The organism is Flavobacterium arsenatis, from assembly GCF_031456785.1.
GTDB classification, from domain to species: domain Bacteria; phylum Bacteroidota; class Bacteroidia; order Flavobacteriales; family Flavobacteriaceae; genus Flavobacterium; species Flavobacterium arsenatis.
In genome coordinates this window covers 235,954-258,721 of record NZ_JAVDVI010000003.1, presented here as the reverse complement: position 1 = coordinate 258,721, position 22,768 = coordinate 235,954, and the positions used below count along the sequence as shown (strand labels likewise).

At 36.0% G+C, this 22,768-nt stretch carries 24 protein-coding genes and 2 pseudogenes; 18 read left to right on the top strand and 8 right to left on the bottom strand.

Annotated elements, in window-relative coordinates:
* The first annotated feature begins 7 nt into the window (after positions 1-7).
* Complete coding sequence (locus tag J2X31_RS05230) at positions 8-619, top strand: IMPACT family protein (RefSeq protein ID WP_310025013.1); 612 nt, start codon at positions 8-10, stop codon at positions 617-619.
* 16 nt (positions 620-635) lie between these two features.
* On the opposite strand, the gene J2X31_RS05225 is transcribed toward J2X31_RS05230, so the two are convergent.
* Positions 636-1,043 carry an acyl-CoA thioesterase gene (locus J2X31_RS05225; RefSeq protein WP_310025012.1) on the bottom strand — a complete coding sequence of 136 codons (408 nt, stop codon included), beginning with the start codon at positions 1,041-1,043 and terminating at the stop codon, positions 636-638.
* A gap of 187 nt (positions 1,044-1,230) precedes the next feature.
* On the opposite strand from J2X31_RS05225, the gene dnaA reads away from it, so the two are divergent.
* The 3 genes from dnaA to J2X31_RS05210 are packed head-to-tail and all read left to right on the top strand — an operon-like array spanning position 1,231 to position 3,880.
* Positions 1,231-2,658: a chromosomal replication initiator protein DnaA gene (gene dnaA, locus J2X31_RS05220; RefSeq protein ID WP_310025010.1), complete on the top strand. Its 1,428-nt coding sequence runs from the start codon at positions 1,231-1,233 to the stop codon at positions 2,656-2,658.
* Position 2,659: 1 nt separating this feature from the next.
* Positions 2,660-3,133 (top strand): low molecular weight protein-tyrosine-phosphatase, encoded by a 474-nt coding sequence (locus J2X31_RS05215; RefSeq protein WP_310025008.1) that lies wholly within the window; start codon positions 2,660-2,662, stop codon positions 3,131-3,133.
* 24 nt (positions 3,134-3,157) lie between these two features.
* Entirely contained in the window at positions 3,158-3,880 is a 723-nt protein-coding gene (locus J2X31_RS05210) for an SAM-dependent methyltransferase (protein WP_310025006.1), read from the top strand.
* Positions 3,881-3,934: 54 nt separating this feature from the next.
* On the opposite strand, the gene J2X31_RS05205 is transcribed toward J2X31_RS05210, so the two are convergent.
* The 6 genes and pseudogenes from J2X31_RS05205 to dapF form a co-directional block, all read right to left on the bottom strand.
* Positions 3,935-4,573: a peptidoglycan-binding protein LysM gene (locus J2X31_RS05205; protein WP_310025004.1), complete on the bottom strand. Its 639-nt coding sequence runs from the start codon at positions 4,571-4,573 to the stop codon at positions 3,935-3,937.
* Positions 4,574-4,670: 97 nt separating this feature from the next.
* Positions 4,671-5,588, bottom strand: a complete 918-nt coding sequence (locus J2X31_RS05200; RefSeq protein WP_310025003.1) for a DUF2279 domain-containing protein — start codon at positions 5,586-5,588, stop codon at positions 4,671-4,673.
* A gap of 1 nt (position 5,589) precedes the next feature.
* Positions 5,590-6,630 carry an endolytic transglycosylase MltG gene (gene mltG, locus J2X31_RS05195; protein WP_310025002.1) on the bottom strand — a complete coding sequence of 347 codons (1,041 nt, stop codon included), beginning with the start codon at positions 6,628-6,630 and terminating at the stop codon, positions 5,590-5,592.
* 40 nt (positions 6,631-6,670) lie between these two features.
* A pseudogene (locus J2X31_RS18210) lies at positions 6,671-6,913 on the bottom strand (type II toxin-antitoxin system RelE/ParE family toxin); the annotation flags it as partial.
* Positions 6,914-7,031: 118 nt separating this feature from the next.
* On the bottom strand, positions 7,032-7,556 hold the full coding sequence (locus J2X31_RS05190; RefSeq protein ID WP_310025000.1) for a GNAT family N-acetyltransferase: 525 nt from the start codon (positions 7,554-7,556) through the stop codon (positions 7,032-7,034).
* A 131-nt stretch (positions 7,557-7,687) separates the two neighbouring features.
* Positions 7,688-8,470 (bottom strand): diaminopimelate epimerase, encoded by a 783-nt coding sequence (gene dapF / locus J2X31_RS05185; protein ID WP_310024997.1) that lies wholly within the window; start codon positions 8,468-8,470, stop codon positions 7,688-7,690.
* A gap of 313 nt (positions 8,471-8,783) precedes the next feature.
* Here dapF and J2X31_RS05180 point away from each other — a divergent pair, with 313 nt between their 5' ends.
* From J2X31_RS05180 to J2X31_RS05140, 9 genes and pseudogenes are all read left to right on the top strand, one after another.
* The gene (locus tag J2X31_RS05180; protein ID WP_310024995.1) at positions 8,784-10,178 is read left to right on the top strand and encodes a trypsin-like peptidase domain-containing protein; all 1,395 of its coding nucleotides are present in this window, start codon (positions 8,784-8,786) and stop codon (positions 10,176-10,178) included.
* A gap of 231 nt (positions 10,179-10,409) precedes the next feature.
* A complete protein-coding gene (locus tag J2X31_RS05175) occupies positions 10,410-11,861 on the top strand; it encodes a glyceraldehyde-3-phosphate dehydrogenase (RefSeq protein ID WP_310024994.1) in 1,452 nt (483 codons plus the stop codon).
* A 234-nt stretch (positions 11,862-12,095) separates the two neighbouring features.
* Positions 12,096-12,368, top strand: coding sequence for a hypothetical protein (locus J2X31_RS05170; RefSeq protein WP_310024992.1), 273 nt, complete (start codon positions 12,096-12,098; stop codon positions 12,366-12,368).
* 268 nt (positions 12,369-12,636) lie between these two features.
* Positions 12,637-14,061, top strand: a complete 1,425-nt coding sequence (locus J2X31_RS05165; protein ID WP_310024990.1) for an MATE family efflux transporter — start codon at positions 12,637-12,639, stop codon at positions 14,059-14,061.
* Positions 14,062-14,152: 91 nt separating this feature from the next.
* Positions 14,153-14,473: a type II toxin-antitoxin system RelE/ParE family toxin gene (locus J2X31_RS05160; RefSeq protein WP_310024989.1), complete on the top strand. Its 321-nt coding sequence runs from the start codon at positions 14,153-14,155 to the stop codon at positions 14,471-14,473.
* Positions 14,473-14,772 carry a helix-turn-helix domain-containing protein gene (locus tag J2X31_RS05155; protein ID WP_310024988.1) on the top strand — a complete coding sequence of 100 codons (300 nt, stop codon included), beginning with the start codon at positions 14,473-14,475 and terminating at the stop codon, positions 14,770-14,772. The genes J2X31_RS05160 and J2X31_RS05155 overlap by 1 nt, the downstream gene beginning before the upstream one ends.
* A 91-nt stretch (positions 14,773-14,863) precedes the next feature.
* A complete protein-coding gene (locus J2X31_RS05150; RefSeq protein ID WP_310024986.1) occupies positions 14,864-15,154 on the top strand; it encodes a helix-turn-helix transcriptional regulator in 291 nt (96 codons plus the stop codon).
* 374 nt (positions 15,155-15,528) lie between these two features.
* Positions 15,529-15,771, top strand: coding sequence for a hypothetical protein (locus J2X31_RS05145; protein ID WP_310024984.1), 243 nt, complete (start codon positions 15,529-15,531; stop codon positions 15,769-15,771).
* Positions 15,772-15,943: 172 nt separating this feature from the next.
* Positions 15,944-16,051: pseudogene (locus J2X31_RS05140) on the top strand (AbrB/MazE/SpoVT family DNA-binding domain-containing protein); the annotation flags it as partial.
* Between the two features lie 156 nt (positions 16,052-16,207).
* On the opposite strand, the gene J2X31_RS05135 reads toward J2X31_RS05140, so the two are convergent.
* Positions 16,208-18,595: a DUF5686 and carboxypeptidase-like regulatory domain-containing protein gene (locus J2X31_RS05135; protein WP_310024981.1), complete on the bottom strand. Its 2,388-nt coding sequence runs from the start codon at positions 18,593-18,595 to the stop codon at positions 16,208-16,210.
* 173 nt (positions 18,596-18,768) lie between these two features.
* Between J2X31_RS05135 and J2X31_RS05130 the strand changes: the two genes are divergently transcribed.
* The 5 genes from J2X31_RS05130 to J2X31_RS05110 all read left to right on the top strand — a co-directional run bounded on the left by J2X31_RS05130 (position 18,769) and on the right by J2X31_RS05110 (position 22,752).
* Positions 18,769-19,038, top strand: coding sequence for a hypothetical protein (locus J2X31_RS05130; protein WP_310024979.1), 270 nt, complete (start codon positions 18,769-18,771; stop codon positions 19,036-19,038).
* A 124-nt stretch (positions 19,039-19,162) separates the two neighbouring features.
* Positions 19,163-20,527 (top strand): DNA recombination protein RmuC, encoded by a 1,365-nt coding sequence (locus tag J2X31_RS05125; RefSeq protein ID WP_310024977.1) that lies wholly within the window; start codon positions 19,163-19,165, stop codon positions 20,525-20,527.
* A gap of 9 nt (positions 20,528-20,536) precedes the next feature.
* Complete coding sequence (locus J2X31_RS05120) at positions 20,537-20,902, top strand: DUF8785 domain-containing protein (protein WP_310024976.1); 366 nt, start codon at positions 20,537-20,539, stop codon at positions 20,900-20,902.
* A gap of 80 nt (positions 20,903-20,982) precedes the next feature.
* Entirely contained in the window at positions 20,983-21,525 is a 543-nt protein-coding gene (locus J2X31_RS05115) for an acyl-CoA thioesterase (protein WP_374725210.1), read from the top strand.
* Between the two features lie 129 nt (positions 21,526-21,654).
* Positions 21,655-22,752: a hypothetical protein gene (locus J2X31_RS05110; RefSeq protein ID WP_310024975.1), complete on the top strand. Its 1,098-nt coding sequence runs from the start codon at positions 21,655-21,657 to the stop codon at positions 22,750-22,752.
* The last annotated feature ends 16 nt before the right edge of the window (positions 22,753-22,768 follow it).

Sequence of the window (22,768 nt, the reverse complement as noted above, 5' to 3'; positions counted from 1 at the left end):
CTGTACTTTGGAAATTAAAGACACCTATAAAACTTTGGCCGAGCCATCAGAAGAAACATTGCTAAAAGAGAAAAACAGCAAGTTCTTTGGCTATGCATTTCCAATCGAAACCGAAGAAGCTGTTAAGGAAATCTTGGAAACGTTGAGGAAACAACATTCAGGTGCAGGTCATTTTTGTTATGCTTATCAAATTGGCACCGATAAAATTTCATTTCGTGCCAATGATGATGGCGAACCGAGTAATTCAGCTGGAATGCCTATTTATGGCCAAATTCAGTCTTTTGGACTAACGAATGTCTTGATTGTTGTAGTTCGTTATTTTGGAGGAACAAAACTTGGAGTTGGCGGATTGATTTCTGCTTATAGAACTTCGGCCCAAATGAGTCTCGAAGTAGCCGAAATTATCGAAAAAACAATCAGCGTTCATTACCTTATAACTTTCGACTATAAAAACATGAACAAAGTGATGCGGGTTATCAAGGAAAAAAACTTGGAACTAATTTCACAAAAAATGGAAATGAGTTGCGAAATTGAAATCGCAACCCGAAAAAAAAATGCCGAACATACATTCGACATTTTTAATTCTATGTTTGAAATTGGCATCAAAATTAAAGAATAATCAGCATCTATTTTGTTTAGCCATCAATTCTCGAAAGTTTTTCATTTATATAGTCTGGAGGAAGCGTTGGACGACCCGTTTTCATATCTACAAAAACCAAAATTGAACTCCCAATTGTTAATAACTCATTGCTTTCGTTATAAATCTCGTATTCAAATTCTATCTTAACAGAAGTCTGATTTTTATAAATAGTTTTGACCCTCAACAAGTCATCATAACGTGCTGGTTTTTTATAATTTATATTTAAAGAAACAACAGGAAGCATAATTCCGTTTTCCTCCATCCATTTGTAGGAAACCCCCATATTTCTTAGCCATTCCACTCGACCCATCTCAAAATATTGTGCATAATTCCCGTGATAAACGACTCCCATTTGATCTGTTTCTGCATATCTAACACGTACTGTAAATTGATGTTCTCTCATGTTTTTTTAACGTTAATTAAAATTAAATTCTATATTACTTACGACAATATTTTTACAAATTCAACCCCTATTTATTTTTTTTTAAAGAAATTTGTTCACATATTTGTTCTCCCGAATAATAGTAGAAATAGCACTACATTTTTTGTAAGATAAACCATTAATAACAAAAGACAAATCAACAGAATATATGAACAAAACTGCTCAATCAGTATGGGAAAACTGTCTTCTATTCATAAAAGATAATATCCAGGATCAAGCCTACAAAACTTGGTTCGAACCGATTAAGTCAGTTGAGTTAACCGATAACGCTTTGTATATTCAAGTTCCTAGTAAATTCTTTTATGAATGGCTTGAAGAACATTATGTGAAACTGTTAAAAGTTGCCCTTACCAAAGAACTCGGAAAAAACGCAAAGTTACTCTATAAAATTAAAATGGAGAATACTTATGGTAACAAACAACCTTTTACTGAACAATTGCCGAGTGCTCATAGAGCTCCGATGAAAGCTCAGGAAGTTGATGCTCCATTTAAAAACTTAAATCCAGAGCTTAAAAATCCTTTTGTAATTCCTGGAATCAGAAACCTCAAGATTGAATCGCAACTGAATGCAAATTACAGTTTTGACAATTTCCTTGAAGGAGATTCTAATAGATTGGCGCGTTCTGCAGGTATGGCTGTTGCCAATAAACCAGGTGGGACATCGTTTAATCCGTTATTGATTTTTGGTGGAGTTGGTCTAGGAAAAACCCATTTGGCTCATGCTATTGGGGTTGAAATCAAAGATAAATATCCAGAAAAAACGGTTTTGTATATCTCTGCCGAAATTTTCACACAACAATATATTGATTCCGTAAAGAAAAACAACCGTAACGATTTTATTCATTTCTATCAATTGATTGATGTTTTGATTATTGACGACGTTCAATTTCTTTCTGGAAAAACAGGTACTCAAGACGTATTCTTCCATATATTCAACTACTTGCACCAAAACGGAAAACAGGTTATCCTGACTTCTGACAAGGCTCCAGTTGATATGCAAGATATCGAACAACGATTGTTGTCCCGTTTCAAATGGGGGCTTTCGGCTGAATTGCATCAACCGGATTACGAGACAAGAATTTCTATCTTGAAAAACATCTTGTATCGTGATGGTGTTGAAATTCCAGATGAAATTATCGAATATGTTGCACGAAACATCAAATCGAATGTTCGTGAGCTTGAAGGCGCTATTATTTCTTTGATTGCTCAATCTTCTTTCAACAAAAAAGAAGTTACAATTGATTTGGCAAAACAAGTCGTGGAGAAATTTGTGAAGAATGTAAAACGTGAAATATCAATTGATTATATCCAGAAAGTAGTTTCGGATTATTTTCAATTGGATTTAGATACTTTGCAATCTAAAACAAGAAAACGTCACGTTGTTCAAGCGAGACAGTTGGCTATGTTTTTTGCCAAGAAATTTACCAAAGCTTCTTTAGCAAACATTGGTTCTCAAATTGGAGATCGCGATCACGCTACGGTTTTGCATGCTTGTAAAACAGTTGACAACTTGGTTTCTACCGATAAGCAATTCAAGAAATTTGTGGACGACATTCACAAAAAACTCTCTCTCTAAAATGCCTGTGAAGATTTTGATGGTTTGCTTAGGCAACATTTGCCGTTCACCTCTTGCAGAAGGCATATTGGCATCAAAACTTCCTAAAGATAAATTCATTGTAGATTCTGCTGGAACCGGCGATTGGCATGTTGGCAAACAACCCGACAAACGCTCGATTGCCATTGCAAACAGCAGAGGAATTGATATTTCTTGTCAAAAAGCACGACAATTTCGTAAGCAGGATTTCAAGGAATACGACTATATTTATGTGATGGACGGTTCCAATTACAGGAATGTGATTGATTTGGCTCCCGATGAAGAATCCAAGAAAAAAGTCAGCCTTATATTAAACGAGCTTTTTCCAAACGAAAACGTAGATGTTCCAGACCCTTATTTCGGACTTGAAAATGGTTTTGTAACCGTTTATGAAATGCTGGACGAAGTTTGTGATGTGATTGCTGAGAAGCTTATCAAGGAACATTCGTCTTCATAATTTTTTCTTCAAATAAAAATCTAAATGAAATCAACCACACTTAAAGGCAAATTATATTTAATTCCAACAACTTTAGGCGAAGGCGATCCTATGGATGCTTTGCCACAAACCGTAAAAAGAGCAATTGATTTCATTGATACTTTTGTTGTTGAAAACGAAAAAACAGCCAGAAAATTTATTAAAAGCATCAATCCAGAAAAAGTACAGGCAAGTTTAAAATTGAGCTCCCTAAATAAACATACTGAAAAATCAGAGCATTTTGGAATGATAAAGCCTTGTCTGGAAGGACATAATGTAGGACTAATGTCTGAAGCGGGCTGTCCCGGAGTTGCCGATCCTGGTGCTGTTATTGTAAAATTGGCCCACGAAAATGGCATACAAGTGGTTCCGTTGGTTGGCCCTTCTTCTATCTTATTGGCGATTATGGCTTCGGGAATGAACGGACAGAGTTTTGCATTTAATGGTTATCTTCCAATAGAAAAATCTGAAAAGAAAACCGCTTTAAAAAATCTAGAAAAATTATCAGGGGATAAAAATCAGTCCCAACTATTTATTGAAACGCCTTATCGAAATAATAAAATGCTCGAAGATATTTTGCAAGCAATAAATCCTTCAACCTATTTATGTATAGCTTGTGATATCACTTTGCCAACCGAATACATCAAGACGATGAAAGCTTCGGAATGGAAAAATGCGAAGATTGATTTGCATAACCGACCTGCTATTTTTATTATTCATAGGATGTAAAAACAAAAAAAACTGCCTTTCAGCAGTTTTCTTTTTATAATAAAATGAAAATCATTACATCTTTATCTTTGCATTACTATTCGCTACAATAAAGGAAGTGTCATAACCTCCGAATTTTTTCATATAACTTTTGAGTGAAGTTCCGTAATTATCTTTTATAGAACGTTTACCTTCACTTCTGAAGAATTTTTTTACAGAACCTGCACCTCCTAAATGAGCAGCTGCCAAAATTCCCGATTCGGTTACTTTGACTCCATCAACTACTTTGCCTTCGTATTTTTCAATTTCTTCACGTAGTTCCCATTTATTTTTAGCCAATAATGCCTTAAATGCCTTTTCTTGCATCCTCGGATTATTTAAAAACTCTGTGGAATTATGAATACCAATGGCTCTCAATGCAGACATCCCAAACTGGTATTTCCCCATATAACCGAGTGAATTAATTAATCGATATCTTCCTTGTGATTCTTTGAATGCAAGTGCTTCTTTGAAGCCTGTGAAGGATTTTCCTGTGAATGGAAAATTGAAATTTGTGTATTCTTCTTCCTCAAGTGAGGGAAATAAATGAAGTGATTCTTCATTTTCTGAAACATAAAACCAATCCTGGTTTTCGTGCTTTGATGTTTTAAAACTTAAGCTTATAAAAGCGACAACAACTGCAATACTAGTGTAATATATCCATTTTTTAATCATACTTTGAATTTCTTCTCAACCTGTCACACCGAGAAATTTCTGCGGGGCAAATATACAACAAAAAATACAAACCTGAAAATCAGCCTGTTAATGTTTTCTAAAAGTAAAGAACATGAAATTTGGACTTCCCTGAACTGTTGATTTCAAAGGTTGGAGCGGGTATCTTGATGGTATTGAAAATGGAAAAAAGTGTCCTTAAAGTATGTGATTGCGTTTCAATTTTTGTCAAATCAACATCCAGACTCAGGTAAAATTGACGGATTCTGTTCTTCTCTGGAAAGAAAACCGTGTTCACCAAAACATCATCCCCAGTAATCATTCCTTCGGCTCCATAACCAACGGCAACATTGACCCATTTTGGAATTTTTGAACCTTTGAAAAAAGAATGGATGTTCCCCGAAAGCCAATAGGTTTGTCCGTTGTAATCTTTTAGGATTTGTTCGTTTAGCGATTCTCCCAAAACATTTGGTCTTGCAGAGGCATAAGGTGTTGTATGGAATGAAAATTTAGGAACAATTCGCTGTTCGTTCCAAAGTAATTCCTGCGAAACATATAAAGCCGTTCCTGAAGCATTTGCTAACATATCTCCCCAAGAAAAACCCCATTCGGCTGAATGTCCATCAAAAACCTCAACAGCTGTAAGAAATCCCAAACCAAGTGTTGAACCATAAATCAGTTGGCTTTTCTGACTCGCTCCACTCCATTCTAACAATTCAGCTCCAAATCTTCCCATTTGGTAAGATGAAAAAACATGTCCAGCTTTGTCCATCTGAAGCCATTGGGCATTATCGTTTTTTAGGTGGAAACTGGATTTTGCATAATCGCTGTACCAAACTTGGTTCAATGCTACCAAAGTTCCTGTTAAAACAACAGCTTCAGAAATTACTACGGCATTTCTTCGTTGGATATTTAAACTATCTGCTGGTTTTAGGAAACTGTCCAATTTGCCTTGTCCGAAAGCATTCGAAAAAGAAACGATTAAAAAAAGTAAAAGTATGTGCTTATAAAACTTCAAACTATCGTTTTATGCCTTGTTTGCTTACCCAAGCAATATATTTTTGACGATTCACTTCGTGTTGGGCTGGAGTCACGGCAAATTCATGATAGCCAAAATTCGTAACACTTGCACAGAAATAAATATAGTTGTGCTTTTCTGGGTTTAAAACCGCGTCAAGAGCCGTGATGTCTGGCATTGCGATTGGACCTGGAGGCAAACCTTCGTTTTGGTAGGTATTATAAGGAGAAACCGTTTCCAAATCTTTGTATAAAACGCGTTTGATGACTTGGTCGAAATTTCCTGAAGATTTCTTTACGGCATAAATAACAGTTGGATCGGCTTCTAACTTCATTCCCGTATTCAATCTATTCAAATAAACACCTGCCACTCTTGGTCGTTCGTCTTTTTTCACGGTTTCTTTGTGAACGATTGAGGCCAATGCAGAAACCTGAAGCGGTGTTAGATTTTGAGCTTCGGCTTTCGCCAATCTTTCCGGTGTCCAAAACTTTCGGTATTCCTTTGCCATTCTTTCGCGGAATTTCTCAGCATTCACATCCCAGAAAAACTCATAGGAATTTGGGATAAACATACTTAGAACGTTTTCTTCGGTAAAACCATTTTCTTGTAAAAACTTTTCGTCCTTAAAAGAATTTAGCAGACTCAAACTATCGGCTTCGATTTGAGTAGCGATTCTTCCTGCAAAATCTTCCAATCGCTCTTGGTTGTTGAATGCTAGATTCACTGGAACTTCCCGACGAAGACTGTTGACAATATCGTTACTGTTCATTCCGTTTTTCAACAGAAATTTTCCAGATTTTACGTTTGCCACATACGATTTCTTTTCGGCAACCATATTAAAACGGCCAATATCTTCTATATAAGGTTTGATGATTTCTACAACTTGATTGTAATTGGCATCGGTTGGAATATAAATAAAAACTTCCTTTTCGTTGAATTTTGTATTGGCAGAAAAAATCTTTCTATAGATGATATAACCGTAAACAGATGCTCCAACAACTACTAGAAGTGAAAAATAAACAAGGATTTTTTTAGGTTTCATAAAAAGCCCCATATTCTACTGGGGTATGTAGATTTTAAAGTTATTTTCTTAATTTGATTGGATTTTGTTTTGTGTGGAAAATTTGAAGAATTCTGATTTCTTTTTCAGATTGTACCTTGTAAATAATTTTATAAATACCTATAATCATTCTTCTGTAGGGAAATCCTAAAAATTCATCAACTTGATATTGTTCTGTAAAATGTATGGACTTGATTTCTTTTAATAAGCCACTAGCTTTCTTTTTGCTGGAATTTTCATAAATTATTTTCAAATCCGCTTTCGCTTCATTATCCCAAAGATTTTACTTCGTCATTAATTCCAAGCAACCATTGCATCAACTCTATTTTTTTTGCCGAAATATCCATAAAAGACGTATTTAATGTTTTACAAATTTATTAAAATTATCGCAACAGTTGATAAAGTGACTCATCTTTATAAACAGCATTTACCAAATTCCATTGTTTTTTTGTTCCGATTAATTGGAATCCAAAAGTAGTAAAAAGCTTTAAACTGATTTCATTTTCAGCATCAATATTTGCGTAAAGCTGGTGTAAATTTAAATGTGTAAAAGCATAATTGATTAAGAGTTGCAACGCTTCTGAACCAACTCCTTGGCCTCTATTTTCATTGTCTTGAATTAGAATACCAATTCCTGCACGATTGTTTCTTGGGTCATAATCAAATAAATCAATCAAACCGATTGCTGAAAAATTGTCATTTCGGCAAATTACCAATCGCAATTGTTTAGCTTCATAAATATCTTGGTGTGCATTTTCAAGGTATTGACGAATTAAAAATCGGCTGTAGGGCGTTTGGGTATTGCTGACATTCCAAATGGATTCATCATTTTCTACAGCATACACAAACTCCAAATCCTCGGGTTCGAGCGCTCTTAAGTAAATGTTTTCTCCTTTTAGTGTTATCATTTGGAATTTAGGATTTTCCTGCAAGGTTTTCAAAACCTTGTAGGTATTTTTAATCTTTTGTATTTGAGAAACTCATTGTTCTTCTCTCTAAATTTAAACCTACAAGGTTTTGAAAACCTTGTAGGTTAGGTTTAAACTTCGATTGTTCCTGAGAAAACAAATGTTGCCGGTCCTTTCAAGAAAACGTCTGTAAATTTATTATTGCTTGAATAGAATGAAACCTCTAATTTCCCGCCTTCTACATTTATATTTATGTTTTCTGAATTGGTTTTTCCTAAAACTTTCATCGCAATTGCCGTTGCCGTTGCTCCAGTTCCGCAGGAGAAAGTTTCGTCTTCTACTCCTCTTTCGTATGTGCGAAGTGAAAACGTAGTGTCGTCAACCTGTTTTACAAAATTGACGTTGCTTCCTTTTTCACCATATAATTCGCCATAGCGTATTTTTGAACCTTTGGTTTTTACATCCAGATTTTTCAAATCATCTACAATTTCAATATGATGAGGCGAACCTGTATCTAGAAAAACATATTCCGGCGTCACTTTTACGGTATCAACATCTTTCATTTGAAGGGAAACAATTCCGTCTTCAAAAATTGTAGCGTGATGCAAACCATCGGTTGCTATGAAGGTGGTTTCTTTTTCGATTACCTCTAAACTTTTTGCGAATGCTACCAGACATCTTCCCCCGTTGCCACACATTGAGCTTTGGTTTCCGTCAGAATTATAATAGACCATTCGAAAATCTGTCGAATTGTCATTTTCTAAAAGTATCAAACCATCGGCTCCTATGCCAAATCTTCGGTCGCATAATTGCTCGATTAATTTGGTATTATTTTTGGGAAATTTTTCATTGCGATTGTCTATCATCACAAAATCGTTTCCCGTTCCTTGGTATTTGTAGAATTTGAGTTGCACGTTTTTAAAGTTATAAGTTGTTGGTTATAAGTTATAAGTTGGTTGGTGTTTAAAGAATGCTATTAGTTTTTCTCTAGCCCCGATGGTAGTGGAAATCCTTTTCTTTTTTTTCTTTAAAAAAAGAAAAGATTGCAACGGACAGCGGGAATATGATTTAAACAAATGCCCGAGCCTTTTGCTCCTAAAAAAATAGCAACACAAAGTTACGAATATTAATGAAAAGTTAATCATTGTTAATCGAGCGTTAAACTCATTTTGGAGAAGGAATTAATCATCTAATTTTACTGTTAAATAACTTAATTATTATCAAACAATGAAAAGATTTGGAAATTTATTCTTGGTAGCCTTGTTAAGTGGGGCAACGACTCTTGGTGCATATAAAGTGCTGTTTGATGACGGCGGAGCGTTTGAATCGAAATCGATTGTGACGACTGCACCAAATAATTTTTCAAGAAATGTTGGCTTGGGAGCCGAAACAGTTGATTTTACGGACGCGGCCGACAAGGCGGTTCATTCGGTGGTTCACGTTAAAAATGTATCGTACAGGACGGTTTCGAACCCGATTATGGAATATTTTTACGGTTATAGAGGTGGCCAACAACAGGAACAAGTGGGAACCGGTTCTGGTGTGATTATTTCGGAAGATGGGTATATCGTGACGAACAATCACGTTGTGAAGGATGCTCAAGATATTGAAATTACGTTGAACAACAAGAAATCGTATAAGGCAAAATTGATTGGAACGGACTCTAAAATGGATATCGCTTTACTGAAAATTGATGCTGATGTGAAACTTTCCTATTCGACTTTTGCTGATTCTGATAACGTAAAGGTGGGAGAATGGGTTTTGGCAGTTGGAAATCCGTATAACTTGACATCGACTGTAACGGCTGGTATTGTTTCGGCGAAAGCCCGAAATTTGGACACCAATGGAATTCAATCGTTTATTCAAACCGATGCAGCTGTAAATCCTGGAAACAGTGGTGGTGCTTTGGTGAACACGAGAGGAGAATTGATTGGAATTAACACGATGATTTCGTCGATGACGGGTTCGTATGTTGGCTATTCGTTTGCAGTTCCGTCGAATATCACGCGAAAAATCATCGAAGATATTATGGAGTTTGGAAACGTTCAACGTGGAATGTTGGGTGTTGAAGGAACAGAATTAAATGCAATGATGTCGAAAGAATTTGGTGTAAACCAGACCGAAGGTTTCTATGTTCATAAGGTTACTAAAAGCTCAGGTGCTGAGAAATCAGGGTTGAAATCGGGTGATATTATCGTGAAATTAGACAACCAAAATATTACTTCTTTTGCCGACTTAAACAGCTATATCAACACAAAACGACCAAATGACAAGGTTCAGGTTTCGTTTTTGAGGGAGGACAAAATGATGACAACTTCTGTTGTATTATCTAAAAATGATATTGTAAAAACGGATTTAAAAGGTATTCAAATTGAGAATATTGGCTCTGCCGATAAGAAACAATTCAAGATTGGATATGGCGTTAAAATCACAGAAATTGAAAATCCTAGGTTGAAGCGATATGCAGATGAACTTTCTGGAGCAATTATCTTAAAGGTTGATAATATTAAAGCTGTGGATGTTGAAACGGTTTCGAAAATCATGTCGAACAAGGACGATCAAGAAGGTGTTCAAATTGAATTGATTACTAACAACGGTCAGATGGTTCGAATGATTATCTGATAAAATTTAGACTTATTTTTTAAACCATTAAGAGGTTAAGAAAAGTTAAGGGTGAAGCCTTAATGAAACTTAATATCTTAATGGTTTTCTTTTTTGGTTTCGTCCTTAGATTATGAAATGTTTAAAATTTCCAGAAAATAAATTGCAAAAACATTTCACGAAAACGTTATAGTTGTTTACTTTTGCACCAAATTAAAAATAAACAACACTAACTATTTATAATTTAAACGAATGGACAACAAAAAAGCTTCCTACGAAAAAGAACTTTCTTTTCAGGCTGACAGAAGACGTGCTGGTGTAGAATTCATCAAAATCATCAGTGATTTATGGTACGACAAATCAATTGAGCTTGTATTTTTCAGAAATCAATTGATTGACAGAAATGTCAGCGAAATCATTAACCTGCACGAATATGCTGGAGCTTTTGTTGAAAAACCAATCTCTGTTTTTGATTCGGTTGAAATTGCAAGAGCCATTCTTTCAATGGATTTGCCTCCTTCAAAATTGGACATCGGAAAGCTTACTTATGAATTCCATTTGGAAGATGATAAATACAACGATTCAAGGTCATTTGTTATCGACAAATTGAAAAATGCAAAAGAATTCAAAAACATCAAACCTAAAAATGTGGTTTTGTATGGTTTTGGACGTATCGGACGTTTGTTGGCCCGCGAATTGATGTCGAAAACCGGAAAAGGTAACCAATTGCGTTTGAGAGCTATTGTGACCCGAGATAAAAACGACGCAACGACTTTAGAAAAAAGAGCTTCTTTGTTACGTTATGATTCTATTCACGGCGATTTTCAAGGTTCAGTAATTGCCGATCCAGAAAACAATGCCTTGATTATCAACGGAACTACTGTTCACATCATCACTGCCAATGCTCCAGAAGAAATTGATTATACCACTTACGGAATTGATGACGCTTTGGTTATCGATAACACGGGTGCTTTCACAACGCAGGAAGCTTTGGCAAGACACTTGACTTCTAAGGGTGTTGATAAAGTTCTATTGACGGCTCCTGGAAAAGGCGTACCAAATATCGTTTATGGTGTAAACCACAACGAATACAATCCTGATGAAGTAAATATTTTCTCTGCTGCATCTTGTACAACCAATGCCATCACCCCAATCTTGAAGGCTGTTGAAGATACTTTGGGTGTTGTTAAAGGACATTTGGAAACCATTCACGCTTATACAAACGACCAAAATCTTGTGGATAATATGCACAAAAAATACCGTCGTGGTAGAGCTGCCGGATTGAATATGGTTATTACCGAAACTGGTGCAGGAAGTGCCGTTGCAAAAGCATTGCCTTCGTTGGCTGGGAAATTGACTTCAAATGCGATTCGTGTTCCTGTTCCAAATGGCTCCCTTGTAGTCTTGAACCTTGAAGTAAACAAAGAAACTTCGATTGCCGAAATCAATGCAATTATGAAAAAATATGCCTTGGAAGGCGAATTGGTTGAACAGATCAAATATTCTTTGAACAACGAATTGGTTTCTTCTGATATTATCGGAACTTCTGCGCCATCCATTTACGACAGCAACGCAACAATCGTTTCTGCTGATGGAAAAAATATTGTACTTTATATCTGGTATGATAACGAATATGGCTACAGCCACCAAGTCATCCGACTTACAAAATATATTGCTAAAGTAAGACGATTTGCCTACTACTAGCAGTTAACCTCCAAAAACCAACCAAACCCAAAAATCCGTTCTGAAATTCAGAGCGGATTTTTTTATTTAAATAATAATTATAAATTTAAAACTTATTTATATTTTTACAGCATATAATAATATTTACCCCTGATTGTTATTATGTCTAAATTCAGTTTTCTATTTCTGATAGGTTGTACTTCAGTTTTTTCACAAAACAATATTGAGGTACCGTATAATTACGGACAAAATGGAATGGAACTAATATCTACTAGAGAAGGCGAAACTATCATCATCAATAACTTTAATGCTAAAATGAAGATTCGTGAAGATATTGCCGAAAAATTACTCGCTCTATATAATAAAAATGAACTCCTAAACGATAGCAACATTACTGTTGTTGGAAATGAGGCTAAAGTAACAGGTAAAATCATCATCGAAAAGAGGGAAAAACTTGTATCGGTTAGTTTCTACTATGAAAAAGTGGAATGGAATTCTGGATTAAAGGAGATCTATACAAAAATATAAAACCTAAAACGAAGCTTTTCATTTCTTCTAATTTTATAAAAAGCTAAAAACGAATACAACCGCAAAAAAATACTATGGAAGCCAACAGATTTGTTGGCTTTTTTTATTTAAAAAATAATATATTTGTTGCCTAATCTTCAGGAAATATGATTGTTTCAGCCGTCCTCACTTTCTAAAAGCAGGACAATCATTTAGTGCTAACAATAAAAAGGGTTCGGATCTTCTACCGTAATCCTATCATTTTTCAATCATTTATACTTTATTTTTTATGTCGACAACAGGACAACCTACGAATATATTTTCTACAATTTTATCGGTTATTAAAAAATCCCTCAAGGGAGAAGAAATCGATTATACAACAGGAAGCATTAAGCTTTCGGTAATACTTCTTGCCATTCCGATGATGCTGGAAATGGCCATGGAATCCGTCTTTGCCTTGGTCGATTTGTATTTTGTTGGCCATTTGGAAAACAGCAGTTTTGCCATTCAAACCGTCGGCTTGACCGAATCGGTATTGACCATTATCTACTCGCTTGCGATTGGGATCAGTATGGCGGCAACGGCTGTTGTAGCGAGAAGAATTGGCGAGAAAGACCCAGTTGCTGCGGGAAAAGCAGGGATGCAGGCGATCTTGATTGCGTTTTCCATAACATCTGTTATCAGTGTTCTTGGAGTGATTTTCGGAACCGAGATATTGCTTTTGATGGGTGCTTCTCCCGAAGCTGCCGAACACGGAACGCCATTTATCCAGATCATGATGGGTGGAAGTATCGTGATCATGCTTCTTTTCCTGATCAATGGAATTTTTAGGGGAGCCGGAAATGCAGCCGTTGCGATGAAAAGCCTTTGGATTGCCAACTTGGCTAACATTATCTTATGTCCGATTTTCATCAATGGTTTTGGACCTGTTCCTGCCTTTGGCTTGACTGGTGCCGCGATTGCCACTACAATAGGAAGAAGCATTGGAGTTTCTTATCAATTGTATCATTTGTTTAACGGGAAGAATATGCTGAAGATTACGCTTGCCTATTTGAAACCAAATTGGGAACAAATCAAAACGTTGGTGGGGATTGCTTCGCCAGCGGTTTTGCAGTTTGTGATTGCTTCGTGCAGCTGGATCTTTTTGGCTCAATTGGTGGCGACAACTGGAGGTGACAATGGTTCGGCAGGTTATCAGACGGCAATGCGGTTGATGATGTTTTTCCTTCTTCCAGCTTGGGGTTTGAGCAATGCAGCGGCAACATTGGTTGGACAGAATCTGGGAGCCAACGAGGTGCAACGTGCCGAAGATGCCGTGTTGAAAACCGCCAAATACAACGTGATTTATATGGCGTGTGTGATGCTGATTTCATTGTTGGGTGCCGAATTATTAGTAGCTTTTTTCACGAACGACCCCGAAGTGCAAGTATATGCCGTGAAGGCAGTTCGGGTGATAGCAACCGGCTATATCTTCTACGGTATTGGGATGGTTTTAATCAATGCGTTTAATGGTGCCGGTGATACTTGGACACCGACTTGGGTAAACCTTATCGGGTTTTGGCTGTTCCAGATTCCGCTTGCTTATTTCCTTGCAAAATATTTAGAGATGGGTCCAATGGGGGTGTTTATTGCGATTCCGGTTGCTGAAACGGCTATTACCATTGCGAGTTTTATTTTGTTTAAGAGGGGGAAATGGAAGAAGGTGCAGGTTTAGGTATTTTCAAAATTTAAAAACAACCCTGTTTTTATTTGTTAATTGTTTACTTTTAAGATAACTTTGCTGATGACCAGAGAAATTATATTTTATGAAAATCATTTCATTCGAGTTCTATCAAAAACAAGATGATAAGGTAAAAGATAAAATCAAGTATGTCCTTGAATTGATTAAACAAGTAGAAAAAGTTCCTGAAAAATTCTTAAAGCATTTAACTGGAACCAACGGACTTTATGAAATTCGAATTGAATACAAGTCAAACATTTACAGGATATTTTGCTGTTTTGATAAAGGAAAACTGGTAGTTCTTTTTAATGGATTTCAGAAAAAGACACAAAAGACACCCAAAAATGAATTGGACAAAGCATTGATTTTAATGAACAACTACTTTCAACAAAAAAACGAATTATAATGACAGCTTATAAAAACATAAAAAACTTTGATCAGCTTATAGAAGCTGAACACGGAAAAATTGGAACCGAAACACGAAATATCTACGAAGAAAAATCGCAGATGTTTATTATCAGCGAGATGCTTAAAGAAGCCAGAAAGGAAGCTAAAATTACGCAAGAACAATTAGCCGAAAAAACAGGCACAAAAAAAAGCTACATCTCAAGGATAGAAAACGGAAAGGGTAACATACAGCTTTCAACTTTGATCAGAATTTTTGAAGTTGGTTTGGGTAAAAGAATTGGGTTGACTTTTTTGTAATTATGCTTTAAGCATAAATCCTGGTTTAACTCTTAAAACTAAAAATGAGAGAAAAAAACATTACGCTTTATGTAAAGAAAATCAAAACAAGATGGAAACTAAAAGTTGGAAAGATATCAAAGACACCGTTTATGGCGAAAAAGGAACGGAACGCCGTGATGAGCTTGAACGCGATGTAGAAGGTTTTAAAATTGGACTGCAATTAAAGAAAACCCGAGAAGAAAAGCACCTGACCCAAACACAGCTTGGAGAACTTGTGGATAAAAAGCGTGAATATATTTCACGAATTGAAAATAATGGAAGTAATCTTACGCTTAAAACCTTGTATGATATTGTGGAAAAAGGACTTGGTGGGAAGGTGACGATTCAGATTGAGGTGTAGGGTTTATGATTTGGGATTTAGTGGGATTTTTTTTGGTTTTACGGGAAACCGTAATTTTTGTATTGGGATTATAGTTAAATTGCAATAAGATATCTTATCATATTTAGTTTTATCTAAGTTCCTGAATCAAAAAAAAAAATCTAACTACTAAAAATTGAAAAATTGAAAAAATTAATATTATAAACAATTTCTAAACTCAAAGCATTAAGACTTAACCTTAAAAAATTTACTTATGAAAATATCTTCTATTTGTAAAATTATATTTTATACTACATTTTTTATTTCTACTAAATCTATATCTCAAACTAATATATTTTTTAAAATACCAGATCCAGTAGTTTCTGAACAAAAAATTTAAAAATTTTGATTATTTTATGAATCTTGCTAGAGAGTCTTTCATTATTAATGATTATGACAAAACTTTTTATTATCTTAAAAATGCTGAGAAAGAAGGAATACATAATGGTCTATTTTGGTATTATTTAGGTATATCAGTTCACTATAGAGGTAACGAAAGTGCAGCTAAGAGATATTTAAAAAAAGGGTTTGAAAAATTTGGTTGTTTTGAATGTAGTGATGCTTATGAAAAGCTATATGGTAAAAAGCTAAAATTTTAAACTTCTTCGCAAAGCTTTTTTAAGAAATGTAATGTTTCGAAAATATCTTTAATAAATCCAATAGTCCTCTTTAAACTTTCGCCTCCAACAAAAAGCAACAACTTTGTAACAACAAAAAAATAAAATTATGGATGTTTCAATTATCTCAATCGTAAACTCGAAAAAATACGAACCTAGAACCGGTTGGGATAAGGCATTTAAAAAAATGCATGATAACGGAGAAGATAAATTGCTTATGAACGATGTTTTTGAAGACGAAAATTTCGAGGAATGGATGTAATCAAATTTATCAAGAAAATTATACACGAAACCTTTGTAGAATTATACAAAAAACACTGTCTCTCGACAGTGTTTTTTATTTTAATAAATTGTGGATTATAAGGATGAGATTGCTTCGTTCCTCGCAATGACGAGATGGATTAATGGGGGAGGGTCCTTATTTAATCGAAAAACTCAAACTCAATTTATACACCAAATTATCTTTTGTTTCAGCATTTGCATATTCGCCATAGCGGTAAAAGATGCCTCCTCCTATTCCGAGATAACCCACATCCATATAATTCATTTTAACAAGATTATCGAGTTGCAGGCCGGTTTCCATAAAGATTTTCTTCTTGGTTTGGTAGGCAATCAGCTGGTTGCTGGTGGCATTTTTTTCGGACAAATCGCCCCAGCCAAAGTTATTGTGCAGGATAACACTCGGTTGGAATTTCCCTTTCTTGAACAAGAGTCCTCCAAAATTATGCGTGAGGAACAAATTGGCATATCGGTCGGATAAAAATTCATACGGAAGCATCGTTTGGAAATAGTTCGGAATCAAGTACGGATAATCCTTGTCGTAGCTTCCCTCGCCTGTAAACAACAAGCCATACGGCAACGGATTGTCGATAATTCCTGCTTCAAGTCGGTATTTTGTGGCTCCGAAATTCTTCGTAAAAAACGATTGTTCCAACCTCGCTTCTATCTTATCATAATTAAAATCGCTGTTCATCACGTCCTTGATTCCTTTTGAGTAGGAAACCGAAAGAATGGGATAGGTTGTACCCAATGAAAGTCGTTGGTTGAAAGACGTTACAAGTTTTTCCTTGAAGGCAAATCGCAAATCTATTCTTATGTTGCTGTCGTTATAATCCGTGTAAACCTGTCCGTTTTCGTGAAACTCGTAGAGGTATTTTGGCGTGGTTTCGCTTTGCGTAAACGTAACCTTCCACTTCAGATAGCGGAACGAACGGGCTTCTACATTAAAGCTTCCCTGTTTGACATTGTCCATCAAATAGGCTTGAAAATTTCGGAAATTGAGCATGTTCTGCATCGAATAATTGAGTCCATAATTTCCTGCTTCAACGAGATTGTCCTGGTATTTTGCACCAATCTTAAATTCATTTTCCTTGGACAAGGTATAGATGGCCTCGGCTCCATATTTCCATTCATAATCCCTTAATCCGTAGCCAAAGAAACCGCCAAGTGTCAGGTTTTCAAAGAGTTTTTCGTTGGTGTAAACGCCAAGGCCCAAGCGGTAGCCTTCGTATTTATTATAGACCAATGTTTTGGCTAGATCTAAATCGAAAACTCCAATCCCGATTTTGAACTGAGCCAGTTTCTCCATCGTGGTGAGTAACTTGTCGAAATTGTTTTCCTTCCCGATGCTGTCCACGACTCGATAGGTGACTTTTTCAGCTTCGGAAAGTTTTTCAATCCGATGCTTGTCCCAAAACAAAGTATCCTGTTTTGTCGCCATCTTGTCAATTCGAACGGATTCGAGGGCAAATTCCTTCTTACGAAGCGGAATGTCCAACTGCACTTCGCTGATGTAGCTTTTTCCATCAACCACCATTCCCAAATCGGTGAAAACCAAGGCATAATTCAACTGTTCTGGAAACCAATATTTGTTGTCGATGAAGGTATATTGCTGTTGGATTTTGATGTCGATCTTTCCTTTTTCGAACGGTGTGGCAATTACGTTCTGAACCGCATATTTATTGGAATTGATGTAAAGCGAACCCTTCAAACCTTCGATGTTTTTGTTTTTCCTAGGTTCGAACGAAATGATATAGATAGTGTCGTTTTTCTGAAAAAGGGTATCTTCTAACGTGAAACGGTATTTGTTTAAACTTCCCTTACTGATGGGGTTCAGGTATTGGATGTCGAACAATTTGATGTTGTCCTTATAAAACGAAAAAGGTTGCAAATCGGTTGCCAAAGAAGCAAAAGAAGGGTTTTGAAAACCCGAAACCTTGGTACCGATAACGACCTCTTCGCTGATATCCGGAGCGATGAACTTACGTTCGGAAACCGATTCCATCATAAAAAGAGGGCTGTCCTTGAGCAGTTTTCCTTTCATCTTCTTATTGATGCTATCGTTCTTGGTCTGGCCGTCGGTTTTAATATCATACACCGTCTTATTATAGGACGTGTATTTAAAGGTGGAGATATTCTCCGGATTATTCTTTTCCTTGTTGGCAATTACCTTTCGGATGATCGCATTGGCTGGATTTTCGCCAGGCTTGATGACAACCTCATCTAAATTATCGGCGGAAGCCTTCAAATAAATGGTGATGTTTTTGTCCTTTTGAAGTTTTACGGTCTGGGTTTCATAACCGATATACGTCACCGTCAAAGTGGTGAGCTCCTGACTCGACGAAAAGCTGAATCTACCATCAATATCCGAGGAAGTATAGAATTTCTGGTTGTTGTTGAAGATGAAATTCGCAAAGGCAAGAGGCTCTTTGGTTTCGGCATCGAGGATTTTGCCGGTAATAGTTTGGGAATAGGAATAAGGAACAAAAAAAATCGAGATTAATAGAATCTTTAGAAAGTTGTTCATTGTTAGGGTTTTGGTTTGGTTTTACAAATATAAAAATTAGAGTTTTCTTACACTTTTATTTTAGTTAAAATTATCATAACGTAATTCTATAAAATTATTGTAAAATTGTATAAGCTATTGAATATGAGTTAGAGTAATTTAGTATCAGATTAATAACCCCAAAATCGAAGACTATGAAAACGCTATCACTTATACTATCAATCGCTGTATTTTTTACTGCAGGCTACTTTTTTGTTGTTGATTTTACGGCTTCAACCGAAACGAATTATTTAATTTATATGGCACTTCTTGTCATCCTGATGCTGATTTGTGTAGTGGGTGTAATGATTAATCTTCCTATGATTTTGAGAAGAAGACGAGAAATGAAAGTACTGATTTACAACAGCTATTCAAAAAAAAGAGTTCAAAACAGAGAGTTCGACCGACAGTTCGGAATTTCTTAAAGATACCATCATAAAACCAACCTTTGACCAACTTTGATTGAAAAAGCGACTCGATTATTTGAGTCGTTTTTTTTATGCTGATTTGTGTAGTTTGCTTACATTTACTTTTATAAAATCAGCCATAATGAACGACACAGTTATCACTATTATTACTTTTATCATCGCCTTGGGAATAGGCATCTACATCGGAAAATTAATTTTTTCGGCACGCTTTCAATCCGAGAAAATTGGTTTAGAAGAAAAATTAATCGGCCTGACCGCCCAACATAACATCTTAAAGGAGCAATTTGTGTCTGAAAAGATTTCGGCCGAAAAGCAACTGCTTCAAATTTCGCAGGAAAAAGAAAACATCCGAACCGAGAAAGATGCACTCGCCATTCAATTATCTAAAAAAGAAGTCGATTTTGAAAATCTTTGGGAACGAAACAGCGAACAAAAGCAAGAAGTAGAAAAACTCCAGGAAAAATTTACAAAGGAATTTGAAAACCTTGCCAATAAAATATTAGAAGAAAAAACAAGCAAGTTTACGGAGCAGAATCGTGAGAATTTGAAAAACATCCTTTCGCCTTTGCAGGATAAGATTCATTTGTTTGAGAAAAAAGTAGAAGATACACACAAAGAAAGCATCGACTATCATGCCGCTTTACGTCAGCAGATTCTTGGCTTGCGTGAAATGAACGAGCAAATGAGCAAGGAAACCATCAACCTGACAAAAGCTTTGAAAGGCGACAGCAAGATGCAGGGGAATTGGGGCGAATTGGTTTTGGAGCGTGTTCTGGAAAAATCCGGACTGGAAAAAGGAAGGGAATATGACGTGCAGCAAAGTTTCACCAATACCGATGGACAACGTGTTTTTCCGGATGTTGTTGTGAATCTTCCTGATGGAAAAAAAATGATCATCGACTCGAAAGTTTCGCTCACGGCTTATGAAAAATACATCAATGAAGAAAGTGATCTTTTGAAAATCACTTATTTGAAAGAACACGTCAACTCGATTAAACGTCACGTTGAACAATTGGGAGAAAAAAACTATCACGACTTGTATCAAATAGAAAGTCCGGATTTTGTATTGCTTTTTATTCCGATTGAACCCGCCTTTGCAAGTGCCTTGAACGAAGACACTACTTTATACAACAGGGCTTTCGAGAAAAATGTGGTTATCGTTACACCATCAACCTTACTGGCGACTTTAAGAACAATTGACAGTATGTGGGCCAACCAAAAGCAACAGGAAAACGCTTATGAAATTGCACGTCAGGCAGGAGCTTTATACGACAAATTTGAAGGTTTTGTAACGGATCTGGTAAAAATCGGAAAGAAAATGGACGAGGCAAAATCCGAATACGGCAACGCGATGAACAAACTTGTGGACGGAAAAGGAAACCTGATAACAAGTGTTGAAAAACTCAAAAAAATGGGTGCAAAAGCCAAGAAAGCCTTGCCTGAAAATATATTGAAAAGAGCTTCAGATGAAGAAATAGAACTTTAATAATCGACTATGAAAAAATTTATCCTGATTGCCGTTTCCATCCTGATTGTTGGATTCGTTTCCTATTTTCTATTTGTTTATTATGCCACTTACAGTGAAGGCGTTCGTGCAGGCGAATTGATAAAAGTGAGTAAAAAAGGTGTGATGTTTAAAACCTGGGAAGGCGAAATGAGCCAGGGAATTGCTGGAGCACAAATTTTTTCATTCTCGGTTTTGGACAGTGACGAAAAAGTCATTGCCGATTTGAAGCAACTTCAAGGTCAGTATGTAAAAGTAACTTACATCGAACGTTACCGCACTTTTGCTTGGTGGGGCGACAGCCATTATTTTGTAACTTCGGTCGTTAAAGAAGAAGCTCCTTTTAATTTTAGATAAGTTTTAATTAAAAATTACGAATTAAAGCTTAAAACCAATGGTTGAAAAGCAGAGATATCCCATCATTATATTTGTTGTTTATGGAATTCAAAACTGTAAAAGAGTCCAAAATTATCCTTTCGGAACTGATGCTTCCGTCGCATTCCAACTTTAGTGGAAAAATCCACGGAGGTTATATTTTATCCTTGATGGACCAGATTGCATTTGCAAGTGCTTCAAAATATTCAGGTTTTTATTGTGTTACAGCTTCGGTTGATACCGTAGATTTCCTAAATCCGATAGAAATTGGCGAATTGGTTACCTTGAAAGCGAGTGTCAATTATGTTGGAAGAAGCTCGATGATTGTTGGGATTCGGGTAGATTCGGAAAACATACAAACCGGAAAAATAAAACATTGCAATTCGTCCTATTTTACAATGGTGGCAAAAGACAACGAAGGAAATTCTGCCACTGTTCCAGGACTTATTCTTTCCAATTATGAAGAAGTTCGACGCTTTTACAACTGCATCAAGCACATCTCGCTGAAAAAACATAAAAACCATCACGAGGAAGTGTTTGATTATAAATCAGATGAGGCTTTAAAGGGACTTGAAAAATATAATATCAAGCTTGAAATAAAATAAGAAATCGTTGTAACAGCTTTATTTCATTGAAAGTTTACAATATTCTAAAAACTATTGAACATATATCATTTATTTTTTATTAATGTTACGAAATAATTATTATTTTTGGTGGGATTATTAAATTTCCCCATGAAACATAATTACTTATTTATTTCTTTCTGTCTCTTTCTAATTATTGGTTTAAGCTCTTGTTCCGATAAAGAAGACGACTATGTCCCGATTGTCCCCGATCCAGTAGAAGAATCTCCCGTGGTTCTAGATTTGGCAAGGGTTCCCTATCAAACACTTTCCGAATACAAGCTTTTTGAAGGAGACATGAAAAACCAAGATCCTTCGCTTGGGGTTCTTCCTTATGAACCTATCAGCCAGCTTTTTACAGATTATGCACACAAGAAAAGATTTCTTTGGATGCCGAAAAATGTAAAAGCAACTTATAACAGTGATGGTAAAATTCTCGATTTTCCAACAGGAACCGTTTTAGTAAAAACCTTTTATTATGATAATGTACTTCCTTCCAACACTACAAAAATAATAGAAACCCGTTTGCTCATAAAAAAAGCCGATGGATGGATTTTCGGAGAATATGTATGGAACGAAAATCAAACCGAAGCCACCTTGCAAACCACCGGAAGTTATGTTGACCTGGAATGGATGGAAGGCACTTCCTTAAAAAGCACAACTTATAGGATTCCATCCGAAGCCGAATGTTTCACATGTCATAAATCCGGTCTTGATATTATTCCGATTGGAACAAAACCTCAAAATTTAAACAGCAGTTACACCTATGCAGATGGTGCATCTAACCAACTTTCAAAATGGGTAGAAATGGGGTATTTGGACAGCAATTATCCAACAGATATCACAACTGTGGTCGACTGGAAAAATACTTCCTTAGATATTGGCCTGAGGGTTCGTTCCTATCTTGACATCAATTGTGCACATTGCCATCAGCAAGGAAGCTATTGCGATTATAGACCGATGCGATTTGCATTTAATGAATCGGCAGATCCTGCCAATCTAGGAATCTGTATTTCACCGGATCAGGATTTAGGAAACGGATTGACCCAGATTGTATTTCCGGGAAGACCACAACGATCTGTTTTGGATTTCAGAATCAACTCAACAGATGAAGCTACAAGAATGCCGCTACTCGGAAGAACTCTTGTGCATGAAGAAGCTGCACAAATGATCAATCAATGGATTACACAACTTGAAGGTTGTGATTAATAATATTAAACCCTAA

Excerpts from the sequence above, each read along its gene's own strand:
- J2X31_RS05150 (WP_310024986.1), top strand. The coding sequence starts at position 14,864 with ATGGAAACTAAAAGTTGGAAAGATATCAAAGACACCGTTTATGGCGAA.
- J2X31_RS05130 (WP_310024979.1), top strand. The coding sequence starts at position 18,769 with ATGAAAACGCTATCACTTATACTATCAATCGCTGTATTTTTTACTGCA.
- J2X31_RS05205 (WP_310025004.1), bottom strand. The coding sequence starts at position 4,573 with ATGATTAAAAAATGGATATATTACACTAGTATTGCAGTTGTTGTCGCT.
- J2X31_RS05160 (WP_310024989.1), top strand. The coding sequence starts at position 14,153 with ATGAAAATCATTTCATTCGAGTTCTATCAAAAACAAGATGATAAGGTA.
- J2X31_RS05170 (WP_310024992.1), top strand. The coding sequence starts at position 12,096 with ATGGAACTAATATCTACTAGAGAAGGCGAAACTATCATCATCAATAAC.
- J2X31_RS05110 (WP_310024975.1), top strand. The coding sequence starts at position 21,655 with ATGAAACATAATTACTTATTTATTTCTTTCTGTCTCTTTCTAATTATT.
- J2X31_RS05115 (WP_374725210.1), top strand. The coding sequence starts at position 20,983 with ATGGAATTCAAAACTGTAAAAGAGTCCAAAATTATCCTTTCGGAACTG.
- mltG (WP_310025002.1), bottom strand. The coding sequence starts at position 6,630 with ATGAAACCTAAAAAAATCCTTGTTTATTTTTCACTTCTAGTAGTTGTT.
- J2X31_RS05155 (WP_310024988.1), top strand. The coding sequence starts at position 14,473 with ATGACAGCTTATAAAAACATAAAAAACTTTGATCAGCTTATAGAAGCT.
- J2X31_RS05210 (WP_310025006.1), top strand. The coding sequence starts at position 3,158 with ATGAAATCAACCACACTTAAAGGCAAATTATATTTAATTCCAACAACT.
- J2X31_RS05165 (WP_310024990.1), top strand. The coding sequence starts at position 12,637 with ATGTCGACAACAGGACAACCTACGAATATATTTTCTACAATTTTATCG.
- J2X31_RS05120 (WP_310024976.1), top strand. The coding sequence starts at position 20,537 with ATGAAAAAATTTATCCTGATTGCCGTTTCCATCCTGATTGTTGGATTC.
- J2X31_RS05125 (WP_310024977.1), top strand. The coding sequence starts at position 19,163 with ATGAACGACACAGTTATCACTATTATTACTTTTATCATCGCCTTGGGA.
- dnaA (WP_310025010.1), top strand. The coding sequence starts at position 1,231 with ATGAACAAAACTGCTCAATCAGTATGGGAAAACTGTCTTCTATTCATA.
- J2X31_RS05135 (WP_310024981.1), bottom strand. The coding sequence starts at position 18,595 with ATGAACAACTTTCTAAAGATTCTATTAATCTCGATTTTTTTTGTTCCT.
- J2X31_RS05175 (WP_310024994.1), top strand. The coding sequence starts at position 10,410 with ATGGACAACAAAAAAGCTTCCTACGAAAAAGAACTTTCTTTTCAGGCT.
- J2X31_RS05215 (WP_310025008.1), top strand. The coding sequence starts at position 2,660 with ATGCCTGTGAAGATTTTGATGGTTTGCTTAGGCAACATTTGCCGTTCA.
- J2X31_RS05190 (WP_310025000.1), bottom strand. The coding sequence starts at position 7,556 with ATGATAACACTAAAAGGAGAAAACATTTACTTAAGAGCGCTCGAACCC.
- J2X31_RS05145 (WP_310024984.1), top strand. The coding sequence starts at position 15,529 with ATGAATCTTGCTAGAGAGTCTTTCATTATTAATGATTATGACAAAACT.
- J2X31_RS05180 (WP_310024995.1), top strand. The coding sequence starts at position 8,784 with ATGAAAAGATTTGGAAATTTATTCTTGGTAGCCTTGTTAAGTGGGGCA.
- J2X31_RS05225 (WP_310025012.1), bottom strand. The coding sequence starts at position 1,043 with ATGAGAGAACATCAATTTACAGTACGTGTTAGATATGCAGAAACAGAT.